We start from the raw sequence: 26,391 nt of genomic DNA, 5'->3' as shown, positions 1-26,391 counted from the left end.
TTCCCTCGCGCGTGCGGGGAGAGCGGCCGTCATAGGGTCTCAAATATCGAGATTTTCCGCGAAGACGGCACGCTCCTGGATGAAACGGAAGCGGGCCTCGGCTTTCGTTCCCATCAGGCTGTCGACCGCATCACGGGTGCCCTCGAAATCCACATCATCGATTTCGACCTTGAGGAGCGTCCGCTTGGCCGGATCCATGGTGGTTTCCTTGAGCTGCGCGGGCAGCATCTCGCCGAGACCTTTGAATCGTCCGATTTCGACCTTGCCGCGGCCGCTGAACTCCGTCTGCATCAGCTCTTCGCGATGCGCGTCGTCGCGGGCATAGAGCGTCTTCGAGCCCTGGCTCAGCCGGTAGAGCGGCGGCACGGCGAGAAAGAGATGGCCGCCGCGGATGAGCTCCGGCATTTCCTGGTAGAAGAAGGTGATCAGGAGCGAAGCGATATGCGCGCCGTCGACATCGGCGTCTGTCATGATGACGATGCGCTCGTAGCGCAGGTCCTCTTCGCGATATTTCGAACGGGTCCCGCAGCCGAGGGCCTGGATGAGATCGCCGATCTGCTGGTTCGCACCGAGCTTCTCGCGGCCGGCACTGGCGACGTTGAGGATCTTGCCGCGCAGCGGCAGGATCGCCTGGTTGGCGCGGTTGCGAGCCTGTTTGGCCGAGCCGCCGGCCGAGTCGCCTTCGACGATGAAGAGTTCGGCGCCCTCCGCCGTGTTCTGCGCACAATCGGCGAGCTTGCCCGGCAGACGCAGCTTGCGCACGGCCGTCTTGCGGCTGACTTCTTTTTCCTTGCGCCGGCGAACGCGCTCCTCGGCTCGCTCCACCACCCAGTCGAGAAGTTTTGCCGCTTCCGCCGGGTTGTCAGCGAGATAGTGGTCGAAGGGGTCGCGAAGCGCGTTTTCGACTATGCGCTGCGCTTCCACCGTCGCAAGCCTGTCTTTCGTCTGACCGACGAATTCCGGTTCGCGAATGAAGACGGAGAGCATGCCCGCCGCGGAAATCATCACGTCGTCGGTGGTGACGATCGCAGCGCGCTTGTTCTGCGTGAGCTCGGCATAGTTCTTGAGCCCCTTCGTCAGCGCGATGCGAAGACCCGCTTCGTGCGTCCCTCCTTCGGGCGTCGGGATCGTATTGCAGTAGGAATGGATCTGCTGGTCGCCGCCATACCAGGTGACGGCCCATTCGAGCGAGCCGTGGCCGTTGGATTTTTCCGACTTGCCCGCGAAAATCTCGCGCGTAACCGTGAATTCCTTTCCGAGCGTAGCGGCGAGATAATCCTTGAGGCCGCCGGGGAAGTGGAAAACGGCCCTGTCCGGAATCTCTGAACCCTCCGGCAGGAGCGACGGGTCGCAGGACCAGCGGATTTCGACGCCGCCGAAGAGATAGGCCTTCGACCGGGCCATACGGAAAAGCCGAGCCGGCTCGAAGCGGGCATGCGGACCGAAGATCTGCGGATCCGGGTGGAAGCGGACCCTGGTGCCGCGGCGATTGTGCACGTCGCCGAGGTCTTCGAGACCTCCTTGCGCGACGCCTCGGGAGAAGCGTTGGCGATAAAGACGCCGATTGCGTGCGACCTCGACTTCGAGGTCATCGGACAATGCGTTGACGACCGAAACACCGACACCGTGCAGTCCACCGGAGGTCTCGTAGGCCTTACCGTCGAACTTGCCGCCGGCATGCAGCACCGTCATCACTACTTCGAGCGTGGACTTGCCGGGAAATTTGGGGTGGTTTTCGACCGGTATGCCGCGGCCGTTATCGGTGACCGTCAGGAAACCGTCCGCATCCAGGTTCACGTCGATGAAGTTCGCATGTCCCGCGACCGCCTCGTCCATCGAGTTGTCGATGACCTCGGCAAACAGGTGATGCAGGGCCTTTTCGTCCGTTCCGCCGATATACATGCCCGGACGCCGCCGTACCGGCTCCAGTCCTTCCAGCACCTCGATCGCCGAGGCGTCGTAGTCGCTGCCGTCGCTTGTCCTCGGGGCAGGGCGCGGCGCCTCGTTACCGGCGGCTGCGGCCGCGGGTTTGCGTGGCGCGGCATCCGCCGGCTTCGGCTGTTGGGGCATGGCGGAAAATAGGTCGCTGCTGTCGTCCATGAAGCGTTCAGATCGTTCCTGTCCAAATATCGGCTAGGCCATAGCAAGACCGCGGCGCGGCCGCCATCCTTTGTCATGCGAATCACCGGAATTTTGCCAGAGTCTCGCTCCAAGAGCGAACAAAAGGTGAATTAAGATGCCCGCGAGGTAGAAATACCCTTTGATGAGCCGGATTTTCCACGTCAGTGTTGCTTGGCAGAGGTGCCGGTGGCAAGGCATGCGCCGAACGAGGGAGCCGATCGGGTGATTATGTCCACAATTCATTTCGCAATCCGGGGTCTGATCGGAGCGTTTGTCCTGGCGGGTATGGTCGCTTCGGCGAGAGCCGAGCCTCTCAAACCCTACAAGGATGCACTGTTCGGTCATGCCAGACTGCTTCAGGAGGCGGACGGCGGTGATTTTCGCGTTGTCGACTATCAGGAGCTACGCGATATCAACCAACGCGACCAGATAGCCGAGCGGCGGGTAAAGCGCGCCTATTTGTCGCTCGGCGTCAGGAGCGTTCAGGTGAACGAGACGCTCGATCTCGGCGGGCGCAGGCTGGACGTCGCCCGCGTCGGCCCCGATCGCGGCGCTGCCTTCACCGTGCTTTTCATTCATGGACGCGGCGGCGACCGTCGCCTTGGCGCCAACGACTTCTCCTTCGGCGGAAATTTCAATCGGCTCAAAAATCTTGCCGTCGCCAATGGCGGCACCTACTACGCGCCGAGCATCCGATCGTTCGACGCTGCGGGCGTCGCGGATATTTCGGCACTGATCCGTTTCGCCGCCGAGCGCTCCGGCGGGCGGCCGGTGGTGCTTTCCTGTGCCTCCATGGGAAGCTTCATCTGTTGGGGGATCGCGCGCGAAGAGGCCGCCGTCTTGAACCTCGACGGGATGATGGTCATGGGCGGTCCCGCCGATCCCGGCTTCAACAAGAGCGCCGCCTACCGCGCGCGGCTGCCGATGTTCTTCAGCCATGGGAGCCGCGACAGCGTCTATCCGGCCAAGTCACAGATTGCCTTTTACCGCAGCCTCAGATCGAAGGACTATCCCACCCGTTTCGTTCTGTTCGAAACAGGTTCGCATGGAACTCCGATCAGAATGACGGATTGGCGAGAGGCACTGAATTGGTTCCTTGACCGCTGACGGCGCGGTCGATGGAGGAGTTGAGGCGGCAATGAGAATGGACGACTTCGAAAGCGCGGCGCGTTCTGGAAGGCGGCCTCGGCCGTCCATTTCCCCCGATGATTACGAGGACGCGACAGGCTCCGTCGCACCCATGGCCTTTCTTCCCGTCGGCAATGGGTTGAGCCTTGGCGACGTTTGCCGCAACGAAGGCGGGACGCCTATCGATAGCAGAAAGCTCAACCGGACCCTGACTTTCGATTCGGGGAGCGGCGCCATCCGCTGCGAGGCCGGCGTCAGTCTTGCCGAGCTTCTCGCCCGCGCAGCCCCGCATCGCTTCTTTCTCCCCGTGACGCCCGCAACCGGCCTCGTCACCGTCGGCGGCGCCGTGGCCAACGACATACACGGTGGCAATCATCATGCGCGCGGCTCCTTCGGCAATCACGTCCGGCGCCTGACCTTGCTCCGGTCGAGCGGTGAGCGGCTGGTCTGTACGCCGGAGGAGAACGCAGAACTCTTCGCCGCCACGATCGGCGGATTGGGATTGACCGGGTTGATCCTCGATGTCGAGCTCCGGTTGATGAAAGTGCCTTCGCCGCATGTCCAGCGGCATGTGCTTCGCTTCGACAGCCTCGAGCAATATTTCGCTCTGGCGGAGCGGGCCGCGGAAGAGCACGAATATTGCGTAGCCTGGCTCGATCAGCTGGCGACGGGCCGGCGCGCGGGCAGGGGCGTGCTTTTCGCGGCTGATCACGCCGACGGCGCTTGTGAGCTTCCTGACGTTTTGAAAAGGCCGAAGCTCGCCGTTCCCGTTTCACCACCCTTCAGCCTATTCAACAGGCTGACGCTCAGAGCCTTGAACGAATACCGCTTCCGCAAAGCGGGCACTGGCGAGACCGTTTCGACCGAGGACTGGCCGTCCTATTTCCATCGCCTCGATGCGGTTGGCGGGTGGGGCCGGCTCTACGGCCGGCGTGGCTTTTGCCAGCATCACAGCGTTTATCCCGCCGCGACGGCGCCGGAGACCACGGCGCGATTGTTGGAAGCAGCACGGCGGGCCGGTCATGCTTCCGTGCGCACAACGCTGCAGCGTTTCGGAGACATCGCCTCCCGTGGGCTTCTTTCATTTGCGCGGCCGGGCTTCACCCTGATTCTGGATTTCGCGAACCAGGGAAGAGCGACCGTCAAGCTGCTCGACACTCTCGATGAGATCGTCATTTCGGCCGGTGGCGCCGTGAATCCGTGCCAGGATTTCCGCATGAGCCGAGCCGTCTTCGAAGCGTCCTTCCCCTCTTGGAAAAGACTGGAGGCGCTGCGCGATCCGGCGATCGTCTCGGACTTCTGGCGACGCACCGCACTCGCCACCGGAACGACCTGATCTTGCGCCCGCATCCCGGAAAGCTGCGCGCGATCTACCGTTTCTGCCCCCTAATGTTCATGTTGAATTCCACGACGTTGGAGTAAATCGGCGTCCCGACCGTCATGCCGTAGGGCGAGCGGCGAACGCTTCCGCGGATGGTGAAGGAAATCGAGCGCCTGTTCCAATCGGTGAGCGCCACGGCAAAGCGCTCCTTGCGGCTCTTGCCCCGGACGGTGAGGGTGCCTTCGATCGTTGCGGTATCCGGGCCCGTCTGACTGACGGCGGTGGAGCGGAAGGTCACGGTCCTGTAATTGACCGCATCGAACACGGCGCTGGAGCGCAGGAAGTCTTCGATGCGACCCTCGGTGGAATTCACGCTCTCAGGATAGAGCGTGAATTCCACGGAGGATTCGCCGATATCGTCGCCATCGATCCGGAACGTTCCCGAGAATTTGGTGAAACTGCCGGCGATGCCGCCGCTGCCACCCACTTGTCCGACGCTGAACCGGACAGTGGAAGAACTGGCGATGCGGTAGGTTCCGGCAGCATCCACGAGCGCCGGTGCTTTCGCGCCGAGGGCCGGCGTTCCCGCAAGAGCGAAGAGCGCGACGAGCGCGCGCGGCAATGCCGCTCCCATGGGCCTGCGTAAGGAAGTCATCTTCGTTTCCTCTCGACAAGGGTGTCGTCCTTTTCGGGTGCGCTGATCGTGCTGTCAGGGCGTGGCGCGGAACCGGAGCGAAGCATACGGACCAGCACTTCGTCGCGCCCTAGGAAATGGTGGTAGATGGCCGCCGCCGCGTGAACAGCGACGAGGGCAAGGGTCGCATAGGCAAGCGTGGCGTGGGCCAGGGCGAAAAATGCCTCCGAAGTCTCCGATCTCGGAAGCGGCAGATGCGGAATTACGATCAGGTTGAAAAAGAAGCTCGGGATTGCCAGCGTGGAGGCGGATGCGACTGCCCAGCCGGCAAGCGGCACGAGAAGTGCGAGCGCGATGAGCGACAGATGCGCTGCCCGGGACGCCATCTGCTCCATCGGACCGAGGGTCGGCGGGGGCGCCGGACTCCGCTCCACGAGCCACCGGAGGGCCTGAAGTGCAGCCAGCCCCAAAGCAATGAAACCGAAGGATTTGTGCCATTGATAGAGGGAAAACTGCAAAGCCGGGTCGATCTCGGTGCGCCGCATGACCAACCCCGTGAGGAGGAGGCCAAGGATCAGAACCGCAATCGTCCAGTGAAGGACGATCGTCACGGTTCCAAACCGATCCTTGCTGTTGCGCAGCATGGCAGACTCCGGCGCCCCGGCGCATTCATCAACTTCTCGGTTGACGTTCTCCGGATAAGACGCCGGCAGCTGCGGTTTTATTCGCTTCCATCCGACGATTTCGTCGCTGCACGCCTAGCGCTGCGCCGCCGAGGCCGGAATAATCCGATCAGGTGCTTTTTTTTACGCGAGCGATTTGCTACGCCGCTTGCCAAGACGAAGTGACCTGATCTGGAGGAGTTCTCATGACGCCCGATATCCGCCCGCTCGTCGCCGGCAATTGGAAGATGAATGGAACGCGTGCGTCCCTGGACCAGATCAAGGCAATCGCCGAGGGCGTGAAAGGCGGTCTTTCCGCGAGGGTGGACGCCCTTATCTGCCCGCCGGCAACCTTGCTCTACGTCGCGACGGCGCTTTGCGACGACAGCCCGTTGTTGATCGGCGCGCAGGACTGCCATCAGAAACCGTCGGGAGCCCATACCGGCGAAGTCTCTGCCGAAATGATCGCGGATTGCTTCGGGACCCACGTGATCGTCGGCCATTCAGAGCGGCGCAGCGATCATGGGGAGGGAGACGCCCTGGTTTGCGCCAAGACCGAAGCCGCGCACGGCGCCGGTCTGGTCGCCATCGTATGCATCGGCGAGACGGAAGGGGAGCGCAAGGAGGGCCGGACGCTCGATATTCTGAAGCGCCAGCTCGCCGGAAGCCTCCCGGATCAGGCGACGGCCGAAAACACGGTAATCGCATATGAGCCCGTCTGGGCGATCGGCACCGGTCTCACGCCCACTGCATCCGACGTCGAGGAGGCCCATGCCTTCATGCGCCGCGAACTCGTGGCGCGCTTCGGCGCGGAAGGCAGCAAGATGCGGATTCTCTATGGAGGGTCCGTCAAACCCTCGAATGCCAGGGAACTCATGGGGGTCACCAATGTCGACGGCGCCCTGATCGGCGGCGCGAGCTTGAAAGCGGATGATTTCCTCGCCATCTACAGGGCCTATGAAGAATTGACCGCCTGATTGCCGCGGGACTTGGAATAGCTGGCGGCTTGGTATAAAGAGGCGCCAAATTTGACGCGGCTCCACGATGAGGCCGGCGTCGTTCGATTCGTATGCCCCGCAGAGGGCAGGACTGGAAGCTGATGCAGACCATACTACTCGTCATCTATCTCATGGTGGTCGTCGCCCTGATCGGCGTCGTTCTGATTCAGCGTTCCGAAGGCGGCGGTCTCGGGATCGGCGGCGGCTCGGGGTTCATGTCCGCGCGCGGCACGGCCAACGCGCTCACCCGAACGACGGCGGTTCTGGCGTTCCTTTTCTTCGCCCTGGCGCTCGCGATGGGCATTCTGTCCCGCTACGAGCCGCAGGCCACCGATATTCTCGACCGGATTCCGGGGACGAGTTCGAGCGGCGGCGTCTTGGACTCGCTCGGTGGCGGTCAGCCGGCGCCGGCCGGCGGAAATACCGAGGCTCCGGGTCCCGCAAACGGGGCCAACAACGCCGCTCCGGCAGGTGGTGCTCCGGCGCCCCAGGCACCGGCAGGTGCCGCGCCGGCAGCCCCGGCCAGCGGCACCAACGGCAATACGGGATCGCAAGTCCCGAGCGGCCAGTAACGCTGCAAACGAAAAGATCTCCCGGCGGATGGCTTCATCCGCCGGTTTTATTTTGTGTGAAATCTGCCATTCCGCACGGAAAATTCTAAAAAAGGAATTTTTCGGTGGCGGAATCGTTTGTGAAAAGGTATCCGGTGACTCCCATGGCGCGATATGTATTCATCACTGGCGGCGTGGTCTCCTCCCTCGGAAAAGGCATCGCTGCGGCTGCTCTCGGAGCATTGCTGCAGGCGCGTGGCTACCGCGTGAGGCTGCGCAAACTCGATCCCTATCTGAACGTCGATCCGGGTACTATGAGCCCGACCCAGCACGGGGAGGTGTTCGTCACCGACGACGGGGCGGAAACGGACCTGGATCTCGGGCATTACGAGCGCTTCACGGGCCGCTCGGCGACGAAGACCGACAACATCACCACGGGCCGGATCTATAAGAACATCATCGACAAGGAGCGGCGCGGCGACTATCTGGGCGCGACGGTCCAGGTGATTCCGCACGTCACGAACGAAATCAAGAACTTCGTCACCGAAGGCAATGAGGATTACGACTTCGTCATTTGCGAGATCGGCGGCACCGTCGGCGACATCGAGGCGATGCCGTTCATGGAAGCGATCCGCCAGCTCGGTAACGACCTGCCGCGCGGCACCGCCGTTTATGTGCACCTGACGCTGATGCCTTATATCCCGGCGGCGGGCGAACTGAAGACCAAGCCGACCCAGCATTCGGTCAAGGAACTGCAGGCGCTCGGTATTCACCCGGATATCCTGCTCGTGCGGGCCGACCGAGAAATCCCGGAAGCGGAGCGCCGCAAGCTGTCGCTCTTCTGCAATGTCCGCCAGTCCGCCGTCATCCAGGCGCTCGACGTCGCTTCTATCTACGACGTGCCGATCGCCTATCACAAGGAAGGGCTCGACAACGAGGTGCTTGCCGCTTTCGGCATCGAGCCGGCGCCGAAGCCGCGCATGGAGGCGTGGGAAGATGTTGCACATCGTATCCGCACGCCGGAAGGCGAGGTCACGATTGCAATCGTCGGCAAGTATACCGGTCTCAAGGACGCCTATAAATCGCTGATCGAGGCGCTTTACCATGGCGGCATCGCCAACCGGGTCAAGGTCAAGCTCGAGTGGATCGAGTCGGAGGTCTTCGAAAAGGAGGACCCGGCACCCTATCTGGAAAAAGTCCACGGCATTCTCGTTCCCGGCGGGTTCGGCGAACGCGGTTCGGAGGGCAAGATCAATGCGGCGCGTTTCGCCCGCGAGCGCAAGGTGCCCTATTTCGGCATCTGCTTCGGCATGCAGATGGCGGTCGTCGAAGCGGCGCGCAACCTCGCCGGTATCGAAAAGGCATCTTCTACGGAATTCGGCCCGACCAAGGAACCGGTCGTCGGCCTGATGACCGAGTGGGTGAAGGGCAATGAACTCGAGAAGCGTTCCGCCGCGGGCGATCTCGGCGGCACGATGCGCCTCGGCGCCTATCGAGCGGCCCTGAAGCCTGAAACCAAGATCGCCGGTATCTATGGCTCGCCGGATATTTCCGAGCGTCACCGCCACCGCTACGAAGTGAATGTCGATTACAAGGACCGGCTGGAATCCTGCGGCCTCGTCTTTTCGGGCATGTCGCCGGACGGCGTTCTGCCGGAGACGGTCGAGTATCCCGACCATCCCTGGTTCATCGGCGTCCAGTACCATCCGGAACTGAAGTCGCGCCCGCTCGATCCCCACCCGCTCTTTGCGAGTTTCATCGAGGCAGCACTCGAACAGTCGCGGCTCGTTTAGAGCTGCCGTCGACGGCGGGGCGGGGCGGGCTCCCTGCCACGACGACGGCCGGCGACGCCCATCGGCCGGAGCCCGCTTGCAATCGGCGGGCAAAAGTTGCAAACAGCGGCAAATCGGTCATCAGGGAAACCGCCATGAGCCAAACCAAGCGAACCGCCCGCCCGCTCGATCATCTCGTGCTGCCGGTGGGCGATCTCGCGCGGACAAGGCAGCGTCTTGCGGATCTCGGCTTCATCGTTGCCGATGAAGCGCGCCATCCCTTCGGCACGGCAAATGCCTGCGTCTTCTTCTCGGACGGTACCTATCTGGAGCCGCTCGCCGTCGCTTTGCGGGAGGAATGCGAGGCAGCGGCGCTCGACGGCAACACTTTCGTCGCACGTGACCAGGCGTTCCGGTTCCGGCGCGGGCAGGAGGGTCTGTCCGCCGTGGTGCTCGGGACTCCGGACGCGGCCGAAGATCACATCCGTTTCCGCGCTCGCGGTATCTCCGGCGGTGAAATGCTTGAATTCTCCCGGCCAATGCGCCTGCCGGACGGGCGCGAAGCGCTCGGTTCCTTCAGGCTTGCTTTTGCAGCGGACCTGCGCTCCCCGGATCTTTTTCTTTTTACTTGCCAGCGCCTGCGTGCTCTGCCGGTCGACAGCAGCGCGCTTCACCACCACGAGAACGGCGTGCTGGGCATCGCCGAGGTCGTTCTTTCGGAACAGAACCCGACGGATTTCCAGTATCTGCTGCAGGAAGCGGTGGACGAGCGCGAGGTGTCGGCCCATTCATTCGGCATGGACATTCAGGCAGGCAGCGCCAAGATTACAGTATTGACGCCGGCAGGTGTCGAGGCATTCTTCGGTCACGCGGTCGAGGGTGCGGAACGGGGCTTGCGCGGGCGTGCCGTGGTTTTCCGTGTGGGCGATCTGGAAGCCACACGCGCGCTTTTCGCGCAGAATGATATCGAATTCGCAGAGATGGGCGGACGCCTCATCGTTCCGGAAGCGCCGGGGCAGGGTGTAACTTTCGCCTTTGGAGTATGAAGATGGAAACCAATTCGAGAGTGGTCGTCGGCGAAGGTGCCGGCCAGGTGGTGTTCTCGCAGAAGGAGCGGCTGACGCTTATCGCCGGACCCTGCCAGATGGAAAGCCGCGAACACGCCTTCACGATTGCGGGAAAGCTTGTCGAGCTCTGTAGATCGCTCGGGATCGGCCTCGTCTACAAGTCCTCTTTCGACAAGGCGAACCGCACGTCCCTCTCCGGAAAGCGCGGCATCGGGCTCGACAATGCGATGGAAGTCTTTGCCGACCTCAAGCGTGAATTCGGCTTCCCGGTCCTGACCGATATCCATACGGAAGAGCAATGCGCGCTGGTCGCCGAGACGGTGGACATCCTGCAGATCCCCGCCTTTCTGTCGCGCCAGACTGACCTTCTCGTCGCTGCCGCGAAGACGGGGCGCGCGATCAACGTCAAGAAGGGCCAGTTTCTCGCCCCCTGGGACATGAAGAACGTGCTCGCCAAATTTACGCAGAGTGGCAATCCCAATGTGCTCCTCTGCGAACGCGGCGCCTCCTTCGGCTATAATACGCTGGTCTCCGACATGCGCTCGCTGCCGATCATGGCGGCACTCGGCGCTCCCGTGGTCTTCGATGCGACGCATTCCGTGCAGCAGCCAGGCGGCCAGGGCGGTTCTTCCGGTGGCCAGCGCGAGTTCGTCGAAACGCTGGCGCGTGCGGCGGTGGCCGTCGGCGTCGCCGGGGTCTTCGTTGAGACCCACGAGGATCCCGACAACGCTCCCTCGGACGGTCCGAACATGGTGCCGCTGAAGGACATGCCGCGGCTGCTGGAGAAACTGCTTGCCTTTGACGCGATCGCCAAAGGGTGAGCGCGGACCGCGCCGCGTGTGAATTTTTCATGATGCGGGCCGGCGCCATTGTAATTTCGAGGCCGTGAATTAAGACAGGCCGACCATCATCATCGTCCACAAGGAAGAGATCATGACTGCAATCATCGACATCATCGGCCGAGAGATCCTCGACAGCCGCGGCAACCCGACCGTCGAGGTCGATGTCCATCTCGAGGACGGCAGTTTCGGTCGCGCGGCGGTTCCCTCGGGCGCCTCGACCGGTGCTCATGAAGCGGTCGAACTGCGCGATGGCGGCACGCGCTATCTCGGCAAGGGCGTAGAGCGCGCCGTCGATGCGGTGAACGGCGAGATCTTCGAAGCGATCGGCGGCCTCGACGCTGAAAACCAGATCCAGATCGACAGAACCATGTTCGAGCTCGACGGCACCCCGAACAAGTCGCGCCTTGGCGCCAACGCCATTCTGGGCGTTTCCCTCGCCGTGGCGAAGGCCGCTGCGGAAGCCGCCGGGCTGCCGCTCTACCGCTATGTCGGCGGACCGAACGCGCATCTGCTTCCGGTGCCGATGATGAACATCATCAATGGCGGTGCGCATGCCGACAATCCGATCGACTTTCAGGAATTCATGATCATGCCGGTCGGAGCCGAAACCCTGAAGGACGCCGTCCGCATGGGATCGGAAGTCTTCCACACGCTGAAGAAGCAGCTTGCGGCGGATGGCCACAACACCAATGTCGGTGACGAAGGCGGCTTCGCGCCCGGCCTCGCCTCAGCGCCGGCGGCTCTCGACTTCATCATGAAGTCGATCGAGAAGGCCGGCTACAGGCCCGGCGAAGACATGTATGTCGCTCTCGACTGCGCTTCGACGGAATTCTTCAAGGACGGCAAATACGTCCTCGAGGGTGAAGGCCGCACGCTGGAGCCGGGCGCCATGGCCGAATACCTGGCGGAGCTTGCCGGCAAATATCCGATCGTCTCGATCGAAGACGGCATGGCCGAAGATGATTGGGACGGCTGGAAAGCCCTGACGGACCTCATCGGCAACAAGTGCCAGCTCGTCGGCGACGACCTGTTCGTGACCAATTCCGCGCGTCTGCGCGACGGCATCAAGATGGGCGTTGCCAACTCGATCCTCGTCAAGGTCAATCAGATCGGTTCGCTTTCGGAAACGCTCGACGCGGTCGAGACCGCGCACAAGGCGCGCTATACGGCCGTCATGTCGCACCGCTCCGGCGAAACCGAGGATTCGACGATTGCCGATCTCGCGGTCGCGACCAATTGCGGCCAGATCAAAACCGGTTCGCTCGCTCGCTCCGACCGGCTTGCCAAGTACAACCAGCTGATCCGTATCGAAGAGCAGCTCGGCCCGCAGGCGCAATATGCCGGCCGGTCGATCCTGCGCGGCTGATCGTTTAACAGGCGGGGGGCGAAATCGCCCCTCGTCCGCCTCGCAACATCTGTTCCCCGCAAGCGCAGGGGGCAAGCGACGCTTCGGCATCGGCTCCGCCGTTTTGCCAGCACCGTGCCAGACAAAGCTCGATCGAGCAATTTTGAATGAACGGGGCAGGTTCTCCGGTCCCCGAATAGCGGACGTATAATCAGCGTTTCATGCAACTGTCCAGCAGGCAGCGATCTGGAGGGTGCATGCATGGATGTTCGGAAGTTTATTGGGCTATAATTGGTGGCCGTTGTGAGTGGCTGCGGTACCTCTGAAATGGTGATCTCGAGGTCTTGCGTGATTTCGAGGAGTACAGTCGTGCAGACTGTTGCCGTTCGCGGCAATGATGAGTGTGGGGCGCCCGAGACTTCCGGCTCAACGCGGAGGCAGGCGCGGATTGCCAAAACCTCGAATTCCGATCACAGGACGGATGTGGCTGCCTCTACGGATCATGATGGCCGCAACGGCACGAGAACCAGTAGCAGCACCCAATCCGACACCGACGGTTTCTCGCAGACGGACACCGGCAACTCCTCGCCGACGAACACGAACACGAACAACAACGACCACTCCGAAACCTCTACCGAAGCACCCCCACAGCCCCCACCGGCCTAACGGCACGCGACCGCCGGCTGAAGCGGGACATCGCGCGGCTTGCGGAACTGGCGAACGGCCTCGGGGTCTATCGTTTCCGCTATCTGTGGAGCGACGACGTCTTTGTCGGTGTCGTAGTTCAGGAAGCGCTTGGGGTGAGGCCCGAGGCCGTCGTGACAGGGCAGGACGGCTTTATACGCGTGATCTATAGGAGACCGGCAGCGAAATGCTGTCCCCGGGACAGTGGTTCTCACGTCTTGCGACTGGTGCTTCGTCAACGCATGCGTTGCGCCCGGACGGTAGATCGCTTGCGGTTGGCCATCGCTTGACCGCTCGTTCGAGCACACGGGCATAGGACAGTTCTACGAAAAAATGCGCAGGAACTATGCGGGCAGCCGGTGTTCGTAGGCGTTCACTTGAGCCACTTCACTATCGGAGCACGGATCACCAATGCGCCTAGCGGTTCTCTCGGCCGTAAGGCGAAGCGTGTCACCCGTAGGCAGGAGCTTATTCTCGTATAAGCAGTGACTTGTGCAACCTCCACAAGTCGATTCGCGGGAATCTCACGCACGATTGGAGAATGCATGCATATTGGGAAATACTTCGGCCTTTCGGCCGCTTTCATAGTGGGTGGCTGTGCAACGTCGGAAACCATGGTCCTGAAGCCGTACAGGCTGGAAAATGGTGTGGTTCTGCAGGACGTGGTCACTGTCGGTGGCAACGGCAAGGGTACGGCGCCGGTGGTGACGGCGGTGAAGACCTTTGAGCTTGCTGGAAATAAGACCCGGCTGGTTCATAGCGCCTCGGGCTCCGAAGGCAGCATGGGATCTGCGGTCGCGCGCGCAGTTGCTAGCGGTGTTGCTGCCGGCGTGCCTGCGGCGGTTGCTCAGGTCATCGCGAACCGGGCGGACGGGGAGAGGATTACGGTCAGCAACAGCAACAGCAGCAGCCCGGTCAATACCAATACGAACACTCCGACCAACACCAACAACCCGACCAACACCAACACCAACAACCCGACCAACACCAACACTAATAATCCGACCAACACCAACACCAATACCAGCATGCCCACCAACACGAACACGAACACGAACACCAACGACAACGCCCCGGAACCTGACGCTAACGAGGCAAGCGACCGCCGGCTGAAGCGGGACATCGCGCGGCTTGCGGAACTGGCGAACGGCCTCGGCGTCTATCGTTTCCGCTATCTGTGGAGCGACGAGGTCTTTGTCGGTGTCATGGCTCAGGAAGTGCTCGAGGTGATGCCTGAAGCTGTCGTGATCGGATCGGACGGCTATATGCGTGTGAACTATACGAAGCTCGGCATCGAAATGCTGTCCCTGGAGCAATGGACGTCACGGCTGGTGGCCGGTGTTCCATCCAGCCGTGCATTGCGTATGGACCATCGGTCGCTTGCACTTGCCTCTCGGTAACGATTGCCATGACCGGGCAAAGTGCACGTGCCTTGTCTGATCCGAAAGTCATCCTCCGGCTCGGACGGCCCCATGCCGAGGATGACGAGTGGAAGAGTGCGCCGCGCCGCTCGCTTAGAGAATTTCCGCCTTTCTCCGAACCACGGAAACTCTCTAATCCTTTGTCTTGCCGCAATTCCGGACAGAAAACCGGTGCGCACTTTTCCCGGATTTGCTCTAAGCGCCTCTCCATGGCCCCGCATCTTCTCTGCGGAGGCTTCCGCATTTCTCGAGACGCATGGTCAACGGTCGGTTAATCAATCGACTGTAACCTCGGCCTTCGTACAGCGTATGGGGCGGATGCGGGAAAGCATGTACGGAGTCTTCCCGCGTCCCCTTCGAGAGGGAAATTCGGCCACGCTCAGGATCCAGGCGCTCATGCCCTGCATCCCGTGTGGTCCAGGGCATGAGCGATGTGGACACGGCATCACAAGAAGCGAAGACTCGGGCGATTGGTGGTGCCGTTGCTGGCGGTCGCTTTCCTTTCCTATTTCGGTTATCATTCGATCCATGGCGGCTACGGTCTGGAGGCTACGAAGGAATTCGATCGTCAAATCGCCGGGCGCCAGGCGCGACTGGAGGATCTCACACAGCAGCGAAAGACTCTCGAAAAGGAAGTGGAGCTTATGAGCGACGGTTCGTTGGAGAGAGACATGCTCGATGAGAAGGCACGGCTCGCGCTCAACATGTCGCGCAGCGACGAGATCGTCATCTTCCACCATCCTGCGCATTAACCGGAAATAGGTTAAACTAAAAAACAATAATCGTTTCAGTGGCTTGGTGCGAATAATAGCCATGCAAATATGGCATTGCTGCCGCGCTTTTCTTTCCCTATGGTAGCGATCAAAGGCTAACCATTGGGAGGAACGAATGGCTCCGCGAAAAACCGCGTCCGTTTCCAGCCGCAAAACCGCTGCCAAGCCGGTCAAGAAAGATTTTGCCGGCGGCACGATCGCCGAGTTCTCCAAGGAAGACGATCTCAAGGCTTACCGCGAAATGCTGTTGATCCGGCGTTTCGAGGAAAAGGCCGGCCAGCTTTATGGCATGGGGTTCATCGGCGGTTTCTGTCACCTCTATATCGGCCAGGAAGCCGTCGTCGTCGGCATGCAGCTTGCCTTGAAAGAGGGCGATCAGGTCATCACCGGCTATCGTGACCACGGCCACATGCTCGCCTGCGGCATGAGTGCGCGCGGCGTGATGGCGGAGCTCACCGGTCGCCGTGGCGGCCTTTCCAAGGGGAAGGGCGGCTCGATGCATATGTTCTCCAAGGAAAAACACTTCTATGGCGGTCACGGCATCGTCGGTGCGCAGGTTTCGCTCGGCACCGGCCTTGCCTTCGCCAACAGATATCGCGGCAACGACAATGTCAGCCTCGCCTATTTCGGCGACGGTGCGGCCAATCAGGGCCAGGTCTATGAGAGCTTCAACATGGCCGCTCTCTGGAAATTGCCGGTGATCTACATCGTCGAAAACAACCGCTATGCCATGGGTACCTCCGTGTCGCGTGCCTCGGCGCAGACCGACTTCTCCCAGCGCGGCGCATCCTTCGGCATTCCGGGCTATCAGGTGGACGGCATGGATGTCCGCGCCGTCAAGGCCGCAGCCGACGAGGCGGTGGAGCATTGCCGTTCCGGCAAGGGGCCGATCATCCTTGAGATGCTGACCTACCGCTACCGCGGCCATTCGATGTCCGATCCGGCGAAGTATCGCTCGAAGGACGAAGTACAGAAGATGCGTTCGGAGCATGATCCGATCGAGCAGGTGAAGGCCCGCCTCATGGATAAAGGCTGGGCCACCGAGGATGAGCTGAAGCAGATCGACAAGGAGGTTCGCGACATCGTCGCGGACAGTGCCGATTTCGCCCAGTCTGATCCGGAGCCGGATGTTTCCGAGCTCTACACCGATATCCTGCTTTGATCCGGGGAGGGATAAATATGCCTGTAGAAATCCTGATGCCTGCCCTTTCCCCGACCATGGAGGAAGGCACGCTCTCCAAGTGGCTGAAGAATGAGGGAGACAAGGTCTCCTCCGGCGACGTCATCGCCGAAATCGAAACCGACAAGGCGACCATGGAAGTGGAAGCCGTTGACGAGGGGACGATCGGCAAACTGCTGATCGCGGCCGGCACCGAAGGCGTGAAGGTGAACACGCCGATCGCCGTATTGCTGCAGGACGGCGAAGCCGCAAGCGACATCGATACCGCGAAGGCCGAGGCGCCGAAAGCGGAAGCTCCGAAAGCCGAAGCGCCGAAGCAGGGCGATCCTGAAGCGCCTGCCGCTTCTGCAGCGCCCGTTGCGGCGCAGCCCAGGGCGGACGTTCCTTCCGATCCGGCAATTCCGGCCGGAACCGAGATGGTGACGATGACCGTCCGCGAAGCGCTTCGCGATGCGATGGCCGAAGAAATGCGCGCCAATGACGATGTCTTCGTCATGGGCGAAGAGGTCGCCGAATACCAGGGCGCCTACAAGATCACGCAGGGCCTTTTGCAGGAATTCGGAGCCCGCCGCGTCGTCGACACGCCGATTACGGAACATGGCTTTGCCGGCGTCGGCGTCGGTGCTGCGATGACGGGTCTGCGCCCGATCGTCGAATTCATGACCTTCAACTTCGCCATGCAGGCGATTGATCAGATCATCAATTCGGCCGCAAAGACGCTGTATATGTCCGGCGGCCAGATGGGTGCACCGATCGTCTTCCGCGGCCCGAGCGGCGCTGCCGCGCGCGTCGCCGCGCAGCACTCGCAGTGCTACGCCGCCTGGTATAGCCATATTCCGGGGCTGAAGGTGGTGATGCCCTATACGGCCGCGGATGCCAAGGGCCTGCTCAAGGCCGCGATCCGGGATCCGAATCCGATTATCTTCCTCGAAAACGAAATCCTTTACGGTCAGTCCTTCGATGTTCCGAAGCTCGACGATTTCGTGCTGCCGATCGGCAAGGCCCGCATCCATCGCGCCGGCAAGGACGCGACGCTCGTCTCCTTCGGCATCGGCATGACCTATGCGATCAAGGCCGCGGCGGAACTGGAGGCGCAGGGGATCGATGTGGAGATCATCGATCTTCGCACCATCCGTCCGATGGACCTGCCGACCGTCATCGAATCGGTCAAGAAGACCGGCCGCCTCGTCACGGTCGAAGAGGGCTATCCGCAGTCTTCCGTCGGCACCGAAATCGCAACCCGGGTGATGCAGCAGGCCTTCGACTATCTCGACGCACCGGTGCTGACGATCGCCGGCAAGGACGTGCCGATGCCCTATGCGGCCAATCTTGAAAAGCTCGCATTGCCGAGCGTCGCCGAAGTCGTCGAGGCGGTGAAAGCCGTCTGCTACAAATAAAAGGGGGCCGTTCGATGCCAATCAACATCACCATGCCGGCCCTCTCTCCGACGATGGAAGAAGGCAATCTCGCCAAGTGGCTGGTCAAGGAAGGCGATAAGGTCAAATCCGGCGACGTGATCGCCGAGATCGAGACCGACAAGGCGACGATGGAAGTGGAAGCCGTCGATGAGGGCACGGTCGCCAAAATCGTCGTTCCCGCCGGAACCGAAGGCGTCAAGGTCAATGCGTTGATCGCGGTTCTCGCCGCTGATGGCGAGGACGTTGCCACCGCTGCCAAGGGTGGCAACGGGGCGGCGGGAGAAGCCGCCGCAACGAAGCCGCAGGAAACGGCGGAAGCAGCACCCGCCGCGGCAAAGGCGCCCGCGGAAGCAAAGGCACCCGCCGAAGCGAACGCCCCGCAGGCGGACGCACCGGCACCGCAAGCAGCCTCGCCCACACCGGCCGCAGGCGACGGGAAGCGGATCTTTTCTTCGCCGCTGGCGCGCCGCCTCGCCAGGGAGGCGGGTATCGACCTGTCGGCAATCGCCGGGTCCGGGCCGCATGGCCGCGTCATCAAGAAGGATGTCGAGGCCGCCGCTTCCGGCGGTGCCGCCAAGACCGCCGCTGCTCCGGCAGCAGCTCCGGCCCCGTCGGCGCCTGCCAAGGGCATGTCGGAAGATGCGGTGTTGAAGCTCTTCGAGCCAGGCTCCTACGAGCTCGTGCCGCATGACGGCATGCGCAAGACGATCGCCAAGCGCCTCGTCGAATCGAAGCAGACGATCCCGCATTTCTACGTCTCGGTCGATTGTGAACTCGACGCGTTGCTGGCACTGCGCGCCCAGCTGAATTCCGCAGCACCTGAAAAAGACGGTAAGTCGGTCTACAAGCTTTCCGTCAACGACATGGTGATCAAGGCGTTGGCCCTGGCGCTGCGTGACGTCCCGGATGCGAATGTCTCCTGGACGGATCAGAACATGGTCAAGCACAAGCACGCGGATGTCGGCGTTGCCGTCTCCATTCCCGGCGGCCTGATCACCCCCATCATCCGCCAGGCGGAATTGAAAAGCCTCTCGGCGATTTCCAACGAGATGAAGGACCTCGGCAAGCGGGCGAAAGAGCGCAAGCTCAAGCCGGAAGAATATCAGGGCGGCACCACGGCCGTCTCCAATATGGGCATGATGGGCGTCAAGAACTTCGCAGCAGTCGTCAATCCGCCGCACGCGACGATCCTCGCGGTCGGTGCCGGCGAGGAACGCGTCGTCGTCAAGAACAAGGAGACGGTCATCGCCAATGTGATGACCGTGACGCTTTCGACGGATCATCGCTGCGTGGACGGGGCATTGGGCGCCGAACTGCTCGCCGCCTTCAAGCGCTACATCGAAAGCCCGATGGGCATGCTCGTCTGATGCGATCCGGACCGGCCACGCGCCGGTCCGCCCTTTCTCCGACGGTACGGGTGGGCAGATGAAGACAGTCCTTTGCTACGGCGACAGTCTGACCTGGGGTTTTGATGCTGTTGGCTCCGGCCGGCACGCTCTGGAGGATCGCTGGCCGAGCGTCCTGCAGAAGGGGCTCGGTTCGGGTACTCATGTCATCGCCGAAGGGCTGAACGGGCGAACGACTGCCTATGACGACCATCTTGCCGATTGCGACCGGAACGGAGCGCGCGTCCTGCCGACAGTGCTGCACACGCACGCCCCGCTCGATCTGATCGTGATTATGCTCGGTTCGAACGACATGAAGCCGATCATCCACGGCACTGCCTTCGGCGCGGTGAAGGGCATCGAGCGGCTCGTCAATCTGGTCCGCAGGCACGACTGGCCGACGCCGGGTGAAGACGGGCCGGATATTCTCATCGTTTCGCCACCTCCGCTCTGCGAAACGGCCAACAGCGCATTCGCCGCCATGTTCGCCGGCGGGGTCGAGCAATCCGCAATGCTGGCGCCGCTCTATCGCGATCTCGCCGACGAGCTCGACTGCGGCTTTTTCGATGGCGGTTCGGTGGCCCGGACGTCGCCGATCGATGGTGTCCACCTCGACGCGGAAAACACGCGGGCGATCGGCCGGGGGTTGGAACCCGTCGTGCGGATGATGCTCGGGCTCTGACGATGACGGCTGGCGCGACCCTCAGGCCTGCGAAACGAAGCGAAGCGGCGGAACTTGCGATTCTCATCGATATCGCCTCGCATGGCTTTGCCTCGTGGCTCTGGTACGGCGGCGTCTTGAACAAATCCGCGGAAACCGCTTTGGAGCATGGCCGCAATCTTTTGCGTCGCGATGACGAGCCCGGTGCGTGGCAGGATGCGGTGGTGGCCGAAATCGGCGGGGAGATCGCCGGCCTGTCCGTATCCTACGGCATCGATGCATCGATCCTGACCCTCGAGCCGAAGCATCCGGTTCTTGCGCCATTGATCCACCTGCAGAGGCAGGTTGTCGGCCATTGGTTCATCGACAGCCTCGGCGTCTACCGCCACCATCGCGGCAAAGGCATGGGCCGGGCGCTGCTGCAGAACGAGATTTCCCGCGCTGGACAGGCGCCGGTGAGCCTGATCACCGAAAGCCACAATGAAACGGCACAGGCACTCTACAGGATGAACGGCTTCGAGGAAGTGGCGCGCGCCGCTGCGGTTCCACTCTTCGAAGACAGCAGGAAACACGACTGGGTGCTTTTCACCCGCAACGTCGCTTGACGCAAAGGTAGGAAAAACATGGCTGAGAATTACGACGTGATCGTTGTCGGTTCGGGTCCGGGCGGCTACGTTACCGCCATCCGCTCGGCACAACTTGGCTTGAAGACGGCGATCGTCGAGCGCGAACATCTCGGCGGCATCTGCCTCAATTGGGGCTGCATTCCGACCAAGGCGCTTCTACGTTCCGCCGAAATCCTCGACCATGCCAATCATGCCAAGAACTACGGCCTGACGCTCGAAGGCAAGATCACCGCCAACGTCAAGGATGTCGTCGCCCGGTCGCGGGCGGTCTCGGCACGCTTGAACGGCGGCGTCGCCTTCCTGATGAAGAAGAACAAGGTCGACGTGATCTGGGGCGAGGCGAAGCTGACGAAGCCCGGCGAAATCGTCGTAGGCAGCCCGTCCAGGCCGGCTGTCCAGCCGCAGAATCCGGTACCGAAGGGCGTCAAGGGCGAGGGCACCTATACCGCTAAACACATCATCCTCGCCACCGGCGCCCGCCCGCGGGCACTTCCCGGCATCGAGCCGGATGGGAAGCTGATCTGGACCTATTTCGAGGCGATGAAGCCGGCGGAATTTCCGAAATCGCTGCTCGTGATGGGCTCCGGTGCGATCGGGATCGAATTCGCGAGCTTCTACCGCTCGATGGGCGTCGACGTGACAGTGATCGAACTGCTGCCGCAGATCATGCCGGTCGAGGATGCGGAGATCTCAGCCTTCGCTCGCAAGCAGCTCGAAAAACGCGGCCTGAAGATCATCACCGACGCCAAGGTGACAAAGGTCGAGAAGGGCGCCAACGACGTTACCGCGCATGTCGAGACGAAGGACGGTAAGGTTACGCCGATGAAGGCCGAGCGCCTGATCTCCGCGGTAGGGGTGCAGGGCAACATCGAGAACCTCGGCCTCGAGGCTCTTGGCATCAAGACCGACCGGGGCTGCATCGTTACCGATGGCTACGGCAAAACCAATGTGCCCGGCATCTATGCGATCGGCGACGTTGCCGGCCCGCCGATGCTGGCGCACAAGGCAGAACACGAGGGCGTGATCTGCGTCGAGAAGATTGCAGGGGTCCCCGGCGTGCACGCACTCGACAAGGGCAAGATTCCGGGCTGCACCTATTGCGACCCCCAGGTCGCCTCCGTCGGCCTCACGGAGGCCAGGGCCAAGGAACTCGGCCGCGACGTTCGCGTCGGCCGCTACAGCTTCAACGCGAACGGCAAAGCGATCGCGCTCGGCGAGGACCAGGGCCTGATCAAGACGATCTTCGACAAGATGACCGGAGAATTGCTCGGCGCCCATATGGTGGGCGCCGAAGTCACCGAACTCATTCAGGGCTTCGTCGTCGCCATGAACCTGGAGACGACGGAAGAGGAGCTGATGCACACGGTGTTCCCGCACCCGACGCTTTCGGAGATGATGAAGGAAAGCGTGCTCGACGCCTACGGTCGGGTATTGAACGCCTGATGCCGTCGGCCGCCCGGAACATTTTGCGCTTTTCACGCATTGATTGTAGGATGCAGTTTCCACAAAGGGGAGAATCGAATGAGCTTGAATGGCGTGGGTATCCTGGCGGCGATCATTATCGGCGGGTTGGCCGGTTGGTTGGCGGAAAGATTTATGAAAAGCCAGATGGGGCTCTTCGCGAATATTATTCTCGGCATTATCGGTGCTGTAGTGCTGAATTTCATTCTGGCGGCTCTCGGCATGGCGTATACCGGCTGGATCGCCTATCTGATCATCGGGTTCATCGGCGCCTGCCTGCTGATCGCCGTGGCGCGGGCCGTTCGAAGGTAGGCACTGCCGGGAAAGCGTGCAGCGTTTTTCCATCCGAACGTGTGCAACAGAGACTTGTTTCCATTCGCTTACGGTCAGGCTGCCATGCAAATGGTGGCCTGACTTTTCATGTACGGCTGTTTATATAAGACGTTAGGTGTGGCTGGCCTGCGGCCTTGCCCGTCACGATGAAGGAATTCACATGGTAACGGTTTTCGACGCCGTCGCGGATCGGGCGCAGCGTGTCCGCCACCCGGAAAAGGCCCACCGGCCCGATACCGAAGTCCTGCGCAAGCCGGACTGGATCCGGGTGAAGGCTCCAACCTCTAAAGGGTATCAGGAGACCCGTTCGATCGTGAAGAGCCATAACCTCGTCACGGTCTGCGAGGAGGCCGGCTGCCCGAACATTGGCGAGTGCTGGGACAAGAAGCACGCGACCTTCATGATCATGGGCGAGATCTGCACGCGCGCCTGTGCCTTCTGCAACGTCGCGACCGGCAGGCCCAATGCCCTCGATCTGGACGAGCCCGTGAATGTCGCCAAGGCCGTCAAGCAGATGGGTCTTTCCCATGTCGTCATCACCTCCGTCGATCGAGACGATCTGGAGGATGGCGGCGCAGAGCATTTCGAGAGGGTCATCTTCGCAATCCGGGAAGCTTCGCCGCAGACCACGATCGAAATACTGACGCCGGATTTCCTGCGCAAGCCGGGCGCACTGGAGCGCGTCGTGGCCGCCAAGCCGGATGTATTCAATCACAACCTGGAGACGGTGCCCTCCAACTACCTGACCGTCAGGCCGGGCGCGCGGTATTTCCACTCAATCCGGCTGCTGCAGCGCGTCAAGGAGCTCGACCCGACCATGTTCACCAAGTCTGGCATCATGGTCGGCCTGGGCGAGGAACGCAACGAAGTGCTGCAGTTGATGGACGACCTGCGCACGGCGGACGTCGACTTCCTGACGATCGGCCAGTACCTGCAGCCGACCCGCAAGCACCACAAGGTCGAGAAATTCGTGACACCGGATGAGTTCAAGTCCTACGAAACGGTGGCCTACACCAAAGGCTTCCTGATGGTCTCCTCGAGCCCGCTGACCCGCTCGTCGCATCACGCCGGCGACGACTTCGCGCGGCTGAAGGCGGCACGGGAGAAGAAGCTGCTTGCTGCGGCGGAGTAGCTGGTTCCGCCCTCATGCGCCTGGCGGCACCTGCTCCCTGCAAGAGCGGGGCGTGGGGATTTGCAGCAACGCTCCACACTCCTTTGTTCGACAAGGTTCGCGACGACGCGTCACGCTCTGAAACGAAATGGCAACCTATCTGTCCAATATAGGCGAAACGTCGAGGATACTTTCCCGCGCCCGGCGTGTCCTCGTCATCGGCTGCTCGGGTAGCGGCAAGACGACCCTCGCACGCTGGCTTTCGGCACGATACGATCTGCCGTTCGTTTCTATGGATCAAGCATTCTTCTGGCTGCCCGGTTGGATTTCAAGGCCACGCGAAGAGCAGAGGGCTCTGATTGCAGAAAAACAGTAGAGCCGGAATGGATCATGGACGGAACCAATCCGTCGAGCTTCGACCTGCGGGTACCGCGCGCGGACCTGTTCATTTGGGTGCGCATGCCGCGCCATCTCTGCCTGTGGGGCGTGATGCGCCGGTGGATGAAGTGGCGCGGACAAGCCAGGCCGGAAATGACCGAGGGTTGCCCGGAGCGCGTGAGCTGGGAATTCTTCCGTTACATATGGACGTTCGAACGCAGGTTCGCGCCCAAAATAGCATCGGAGCTGCGGCGGTATCCCGTCCCGGTCCTTGAAATAACAAGCCGGGCACAAATGCGCCGCCTTCTTGATCTTCTTGCGCAGCAGCCTTAACTCAAAACCATGCCGCACTTCGAAACCAACCACGTCGTCAAGCACTCGGCCGAGCAGATGTTCAAACTCGTCGCCGATATCGAGCGCTATCCGGAATTCCTGCCGCTCTGCGAAGCGCTCAGCGTGCGGTCCCGCAAGGAGCGCGACGGCAAGGTGCTGCTGCTTGCGGATATGACCGTGGGCTACAAGGCGATCCGCGAAACATTCACGACGCAGGTACTCCTCAAAAGCGCCGAGCGAATAATCGACGTCAATTATATCGAAGGACCGTTCAAGTACCTCGATAACGTCTGGCGCTTCGAGCCCGTGAGTGAAAGCCAGTCGATCGTACATTTTTGCATCGATTACGAGTTCAAGAGCCGTCTGCTGGGCGCGCTCATGGGTTCGATGTTCGACCGCGCATTCCGGATGTTTTCTGAAGCATTCGAAAAGCGGGCGGACGTGATCTACGGCGCGTGAGCCAATTCAGCGACCAGATCAAGCGCCGTCCGCACGGTGGCAAGCCGAATTGCCTCCCGTCCAAGATCGCCATAGCGCATTTCTCGATGTCGCATCGCGCCGTCGCGGCCGGCCGCTGCGAGGTGAACGAGGCCGACCGGCTTTTCAGCGGAACCGCCGCTTGGCCCCGCGATACCCGTGACGGCAACAGCGAAATCGGCGGCGGAATTCGTCACCGTCCCGAGGGCCATCTCCACTGCCGTCTCGCGTGAGACGGCTCCGTGCGCGGCAAGAGTTTCGCCGGCCACCCCGAGCATTTCGATCTTCGCTTCGTTGGAATAGGTGACGAAGCCGCGGTCGATCACCGAGGACGAGCCTGCGACTTCGGTCAATGCACCGACAATCAACCCGCCGGTACAGGACTCCGCCGTGGCCAGCTTGAGCCCGCGGGCGGTGAAATCCCTGATGATGTGGCGCGCCTTCTGCTCGATGTCGGCCGGCCACATCACGCATCACCCCCTGATGCATACACGACCGTCGCCGTGGCGATTGCCGCAATGCCTTCGTTGCGGCCGACGAAGCCGAGTTTCTCGTTGGTGGTCGCCTTGACGGAGCAACGGTCGATCGCAATCGCGAGCATGGCCGACAGGCTTTCCCGCATCTGCTGACGGTGCGGACCGACCTTGGGCGCCTCGGCGATCAGCGATATATCCGCATGGGTGATAGTGCCGCCACGCTCGCGGACGATCCGTGCGGCATGTTCGAGGAAAATGTGCGAAGGCGCGCCCTTCCACCGCGGATCGGACGGCGGGAAGTGGTCGCCGATGTCGCCGGCGCCGCAGGTGGCAAGCAGGGCGTCCGTCAAGGCATGGAGCGCTACATCCGCGTCGGAATGACCCGAGAGCTTGCGATCATGGGGAATGAACACGCCGCAGAGCGTGACGCCGTCACCCTCGACGAGTTGATGCACGTCATATCCGTTTCCGGTACGCACATCAGGGATTGCCATGCGCGTCAGTTTCTCATCTGCCATCGACAGGTCCCTCCGGAGCGTCAACTTGAAGTTGTCCGGCGAGCCTTCCACCAGATGGACCGGAATACCGGCCCATTCGGCGATTGAGGCGTCGTCGGTAAAATCCGCTTGGCCGCTTGCCGCCGCTTGCCGGTGAGCGGAGAGGATCGCCTCGAGGCGGAAGCACTGCGGCGTCTGGGCGGCATGGAGATCGGTTCTCGGTACGGTTTCGGCGACGAGGCCGCCGGCTTGCGCGCGTTTCAGGGTGTCGGCGACCGCAACGGCCGGCAGGACCGCCCCCGCGCCGTTCCGCAGCGCCGCCCGACAGCGATCGAGAAGGGCATGGTCGAAGAACGGGCGCACTGCGTCGTGGATCATGACATGTTTTACCCCGGCGCCGGCGATCGCTTGCAGTCCGGCCAGAACCGACAGCTGGCGAGTCGCCCCGCCATGTACCACCGTAAGGTCCAGCATATGGCCCATCCGCTTGCGGGCAGACGCGAAGAGCTCTTCATCCTCGGGGTGAATCACGACGACGACAGGTCCCGTTCCGTCCCATGTCGCAAAAACGTCAAGCGTATGAGTGATAACCGGGCGATCGCCGACCGTGCGATATTGCTTCGGCCCCTCGCTCGACTGACCGGCGCGCTCGCCGCGGCCGGCCGCGACGACAATGACACCGCAGGAGAACTGTTCTTCGGCTTGCATCTTCTGTATGGAGTCCCGCTTCGCCAAT

At 61.9% G+C, this 26,391-nt stretch carries 25 protein-coding genes and 1 pseudogene; 21 read left to right on the top strand and 5 right to left on the bottom strand.

What is annotated here, in order from left to right; translation table 11 throughout:
* Nucleotides 1-39: 39 nt before the first annotated feature.
* Nucleotides 40-2,100, bottom strand: a complete 2,061-nt coding sequence (parE, locus tag FB009_RS16285) for a DNA topoisomerase IV subunit B (protein ID WP_011975239.1) — start codon at nt 2,098-2,100, stop codon at nt 40-42.
* A gap of 192 nt (nt 2,101-2,292) precedes the next feature.
* On the opposite strand from parE, the gene FB009_RS16280 reads away from it, so the two are divergent.
* Together FB009_RS16280 and FB009_RS16275 are read left to right on the top strand one after the other, a co-directional pair.
* Nucleotides 2,293-3,228 carry an alpha/beta hydrolase gene (locus FB009_RS16280; RefSeq protein ID WP_018011123.1) on the top strand — a complete coding sequence of 312 codons (936 nt, stop codon included), beginning with the start codon at nt 2,293-2,295 and terminating at the stop codon, nt 3,226-3,228.
* Between the two features lie 31 nt (nt 3,229-3,259).
* On the top strand, nt 3,260-4,585 hold the full coding sequence (locus tag FB009_RS16275) for an FAD-binding oxidoreductase (protein ID WP_011975241.1): 1,326 nt from the start codon (nt 3,260-3,262) through the stop codon (nt 4,583-4,585).
* Between the two features lie 34 nt (nt 4,586-4,619).
* Here the strand turns inward: FB009_RS16275 and FB009_RS16270 are convergent, their stop codons facing one another.
* Together FB009_RS16270 and FB009_RS16265 are read right to left on the bottom strand one after the other, a co-directional pair.
* Nucleotides 4,620-5,225: a YceI family protein gene (locus tag FB009_RS16270; protein WP_011975242.1), complete on the bottom strand. Its 606-nt coding sequence runs from the start codon at nt 5,223-5,225 to the stop codon at nt 4,620-4,622.
* Nucleotides 5,222-5,848, bottom strand: coding sequence for a cytochrome b (locus FB009_RS16265; RefSeq protein ID WP_011975243.1), 627 nt, complete (start codon nt 5,846-5,848; stop codon nt 5,222-5,224). Before FB009_RS16265 ends, FB009_RS16270 begins: the two co-directional genes overlap by 4 nt.
* Nucleotides 5,849-6,072: 224 nt before the next feature.
* On the opposite strand from FB009_RS16265, the gene tpiA reads away from it, so the two are divergent.
* From tpiA to FB009_RS16175, 19 genes and pseudogenes are all read left to right on the top strand, one after another.
* A complete protein-coding gene (gene tpiA / locus FB009_RS16260; RefSeq protein ID WP_011975244.1) occupies nt 6,073-6,843 on the top strand; it encodes a triose-phosphate isomerase in 771 nt (256 codons plus the stop codon).
* A 122-nt stretch (nt 6,844-6,965) separates the two neighbouring features.
* Nucleotides 6,966-7,436, top strand: coding sequence for a preprotein translocase subunit SecG (gene secG, locus FB009_RS16255; RefSeq protein WP_011975245.1), 471 nt, complete (start codon nt 6,966-6,968; stop codon nt 7,434-7,436).
* A gap of 134 nt (nt 7,437-7,570) precedes the next feature.
* Nucleotides 7,571-9,208, top strand: a complete 1,638-nt coding sequence (locus FB009_RS16250) for a CTP synthase (protein ID WP_162142250.1) — start codon at nt 7,571-7,573, stop codon at nt 9,206-9,208.
* A gap of 134 nt (nt 9,209-9,342) precedes the next feature.
* On the top strand, nt 9,343-10,233 hold the full coding sequence (locus FB009_RS16245; protein WP_011975247.1) for a VOC family protein: 891 nt from the start codon (nt 9,343-9,345) through the stop codon (nt 10,231-10,233).
* A 2-nt stretch (nt 10,234-10,235) separates the two neighbouring features.
* Complete coding sequence (gene kdsA, locus FB009_RS16240; RefSeq protein ID WP_011975248.1) at nt 10,236-11,075, top strand: 3-deoxy-8-phosphooctulonate synthase; 840 nt, start codon at nt 10,236-10,238, stop codon at nt 11,073-11,075.
* A 112-nt stretch (nt 11,076-11,187) separates the two neighbouring features.
* Nucleotides 11,188-12,462: a phosphopyruvate hydratase gene (gene eno, locus FB009_RS16235; RefSeq protein WP_011975249.1), complete on the top strand. Its 1,275-nt coding sequence runs from the start codon at nt 11,188-11,190 to the stop codon at nt 12,460-12,462.
* A 521-nt stretch (nt 12,463-12,983) separates the two neighbouring features.
* Nucleotides 12,984-13,415 (top strand): tail fiber domain-containing protein, encoded by a 432-nt coding sequence (locus tag FB009_RS33915; RefSeq protein WP_408021737.1) that lies wholly within the window; start codon nt 12,984-12,986, stop codon nt 13,413-13,415.
* 255 nt (nt 13,416-13,670) lie between these two features.
* Nucleotides 13,671-14,525 carry a tail fiber domain-containing protein gene (locus tag FB009_RS33000; protein WP_011975250.1) on the top strand — a complete coding sequence of 285 codons (855 nt, stop codon included), beginning with the start codon at nt 13,671-13,673 and terminating at the stop codon, nt 14,523-14,525.
* A gap of 452 nt (nt 14,526-14,977) precedes the next feature.
* Nucleotides 14,978-15,298, top strand: coding sequence for an FtsB family cell division protein (locus tag FB009_RS16225; protein ID WP_011975251.1), 321 nt, complete (start codon nt 14,978-14,980; stop codon nt 15,296-15,298).
* Nucleotides 15,299-15,434: 136 nt separating this feature from the next.
* A complete protein-coding gene (pdhA, locus tag FB009_RS16220) occupies nt 15,435-16,481 on the top strand; it encodes a pyruvate dehydrogenase (acetyl-transferring) E1 component subunit alpha (protein WP_011975252.1) in 1,047 nt (348 codons plus the stop codon).
* Nucleotides 16,482-16,498: 17 nt separating this feature from the next.
* The gene (locus FB009_RS16215; protein WP_011975253.1) at nt 16,499-17,896 is read left to right on the top strand and encodes a pyruvate dehydrogenase complex E1 component subunit beta; all 1,398 of its coding nucleotides are present in this window, start codon (nt 16,499-16,501) and stop codon (nt 17,894-17,896) included.
* Nucleotides 17,897-17,910: 14 nt separating this feature from the next.
* On the top strand, nt 17,911-19,284 hold the full coding sequence (locus FB009_RS16210; RefSeq protein WP_024312194.1) for a pyruvate dehydrogenase complex dihydrolipoamide acetyltransferase: 1,374 nt from the start codon (nt 17,911-17,913) through the stop codon (nt 19,282-19,284).
* A 58-nt stretch (nt 19,285-19,342) separates the two neighbouring features.
* The gene (locus tag FB009_RS16205; protein ID WP_011975255.1) at nt 19,343-19,984 is read left to right on the top strand and encodes an SGNH/GDSL hydrolase family protein; all 642 of its coding nucleotides are present in this window, start codon (nt 19,343-19,345) and stop codon (nt 19,982-19,984) included.
* A 2-nt stretch (nt 19,985-19,986) separates the two neighbouring features.
* Complete coding sequence (locus FB009_RS16200; RefSeq protein WP_011975256.1) at nt 19,987-20,568, top strand: GNAT family N-acetyltransferase; 582 nt, start codon at nt 19,987-19,989, stop codon at nt 20,566-20,568.
* 18 nt (nt 20,569-20,586) lie between these two features.
* Complete coding sequence (lpdA, locus tag FB009_RS16195) at nt 20,587-22,032, top strand: dihydrolipoyl dehydrogenase (protein WP_011975257.1); 1,446 nt, start codon at nt 20,587-20,589, stop codon at nt 22,030-22,032.
* A 78-nt stretch (nt 22,033-22,110) separates the two neighbouring features.
* A complete protein-coding gene (locus tag FB009_RS16190) occupies nt 22,111-22,362 on the top strand; it encodes a GlsB/YeaQ/YmgE family stress response membrane protein (RefSeq protein ID WP_011975258.1) in 252 nt (83 codons plus the stop codon).
* Nucleotides 22,363-22,543: 181 nt separating this feature from the next.
* Nucleotides 22,544-23,515: a lipoyl synthase gene (gene lipA, locus FB009_RS16185; protein ID WP_011975259.1), complete on the top strand. Its 972-nt coding sequence runs from the start codon at nt 22,544-22,546 to the stop codon at nt 23,513-23,515.
* Nucleotides 23,516-23,642: 127 nt separating this feature from the next.
* Nucleotides 23,643-24,205, top strand: a pseudogene (locus tag FB009_RS16180) (AAA family ATPase).
* 9 nt (nt 24,206-24,214) lie between these two features.
* Nucleotides 24,215-24,664: a type II toxin-antitoxin system RatA family toxin gene (locus FB009_RS16175; protein ID WP_011975260.1), complete on the top strand. Its 450-nt coding sequence runs from the start codon at nt 24,215-24,217 to the stop codon at nt 24,662-24,664.
* Here FB009_RS16175 and FB009_RS16170 read toward each other — a convergent pair.
* Both FB009_RS16170 and FB009_RS16165 read right to left on the bottom strand, forming a co-directional pair.
* Entirely contained in the window at nt 24,652-25,149 is a 498-nt protein-coding gene (locus tag FB009_RS16170; protein WP_011975261.1) for a CinA family protein, read from the bottom strand. The genes FB009_RS16175 and FB009_RS16170 overlap by 13 nt on opposite strands.
* Nucleotides 25,149-26,363, bottom strand: a complete 1,215-nt coding sequence (locus tag FB009_RS16165; RefSeq protein WP_011975262.1) for a bifunctional 2-C-methyl-D-erythritol 4-phosphate cytidylyltransferase/2-C-methyl-D-erythritol 2,4-cyclodiphosphate synthase — start codon at nt 26,361-26,363, stop codon at nt 25,149-25,151. Before FB009_RS16165 ends, FB009_RS16170 begins: the two co-directional genes overlap by 1 nt.
* Nucleotides 26,364-26,391 lie beyond the last annotated feature (28 nt).

It is taken from the genome of Sinorhizobium medicae (assembly GCF_007827695.1).
GTDB classification, from domain to species: Bacteria; Pseudomonadota; Alphaproteobacteria; order Rhizobiales; family Rhizobiaceae; genus Sinorhizobium; species Sinorhizobium medicae.
Note: the sequence above shows the minus strand (reverse complement) of the source record. Positions and strands in the feature narration are given on the sequence as shown.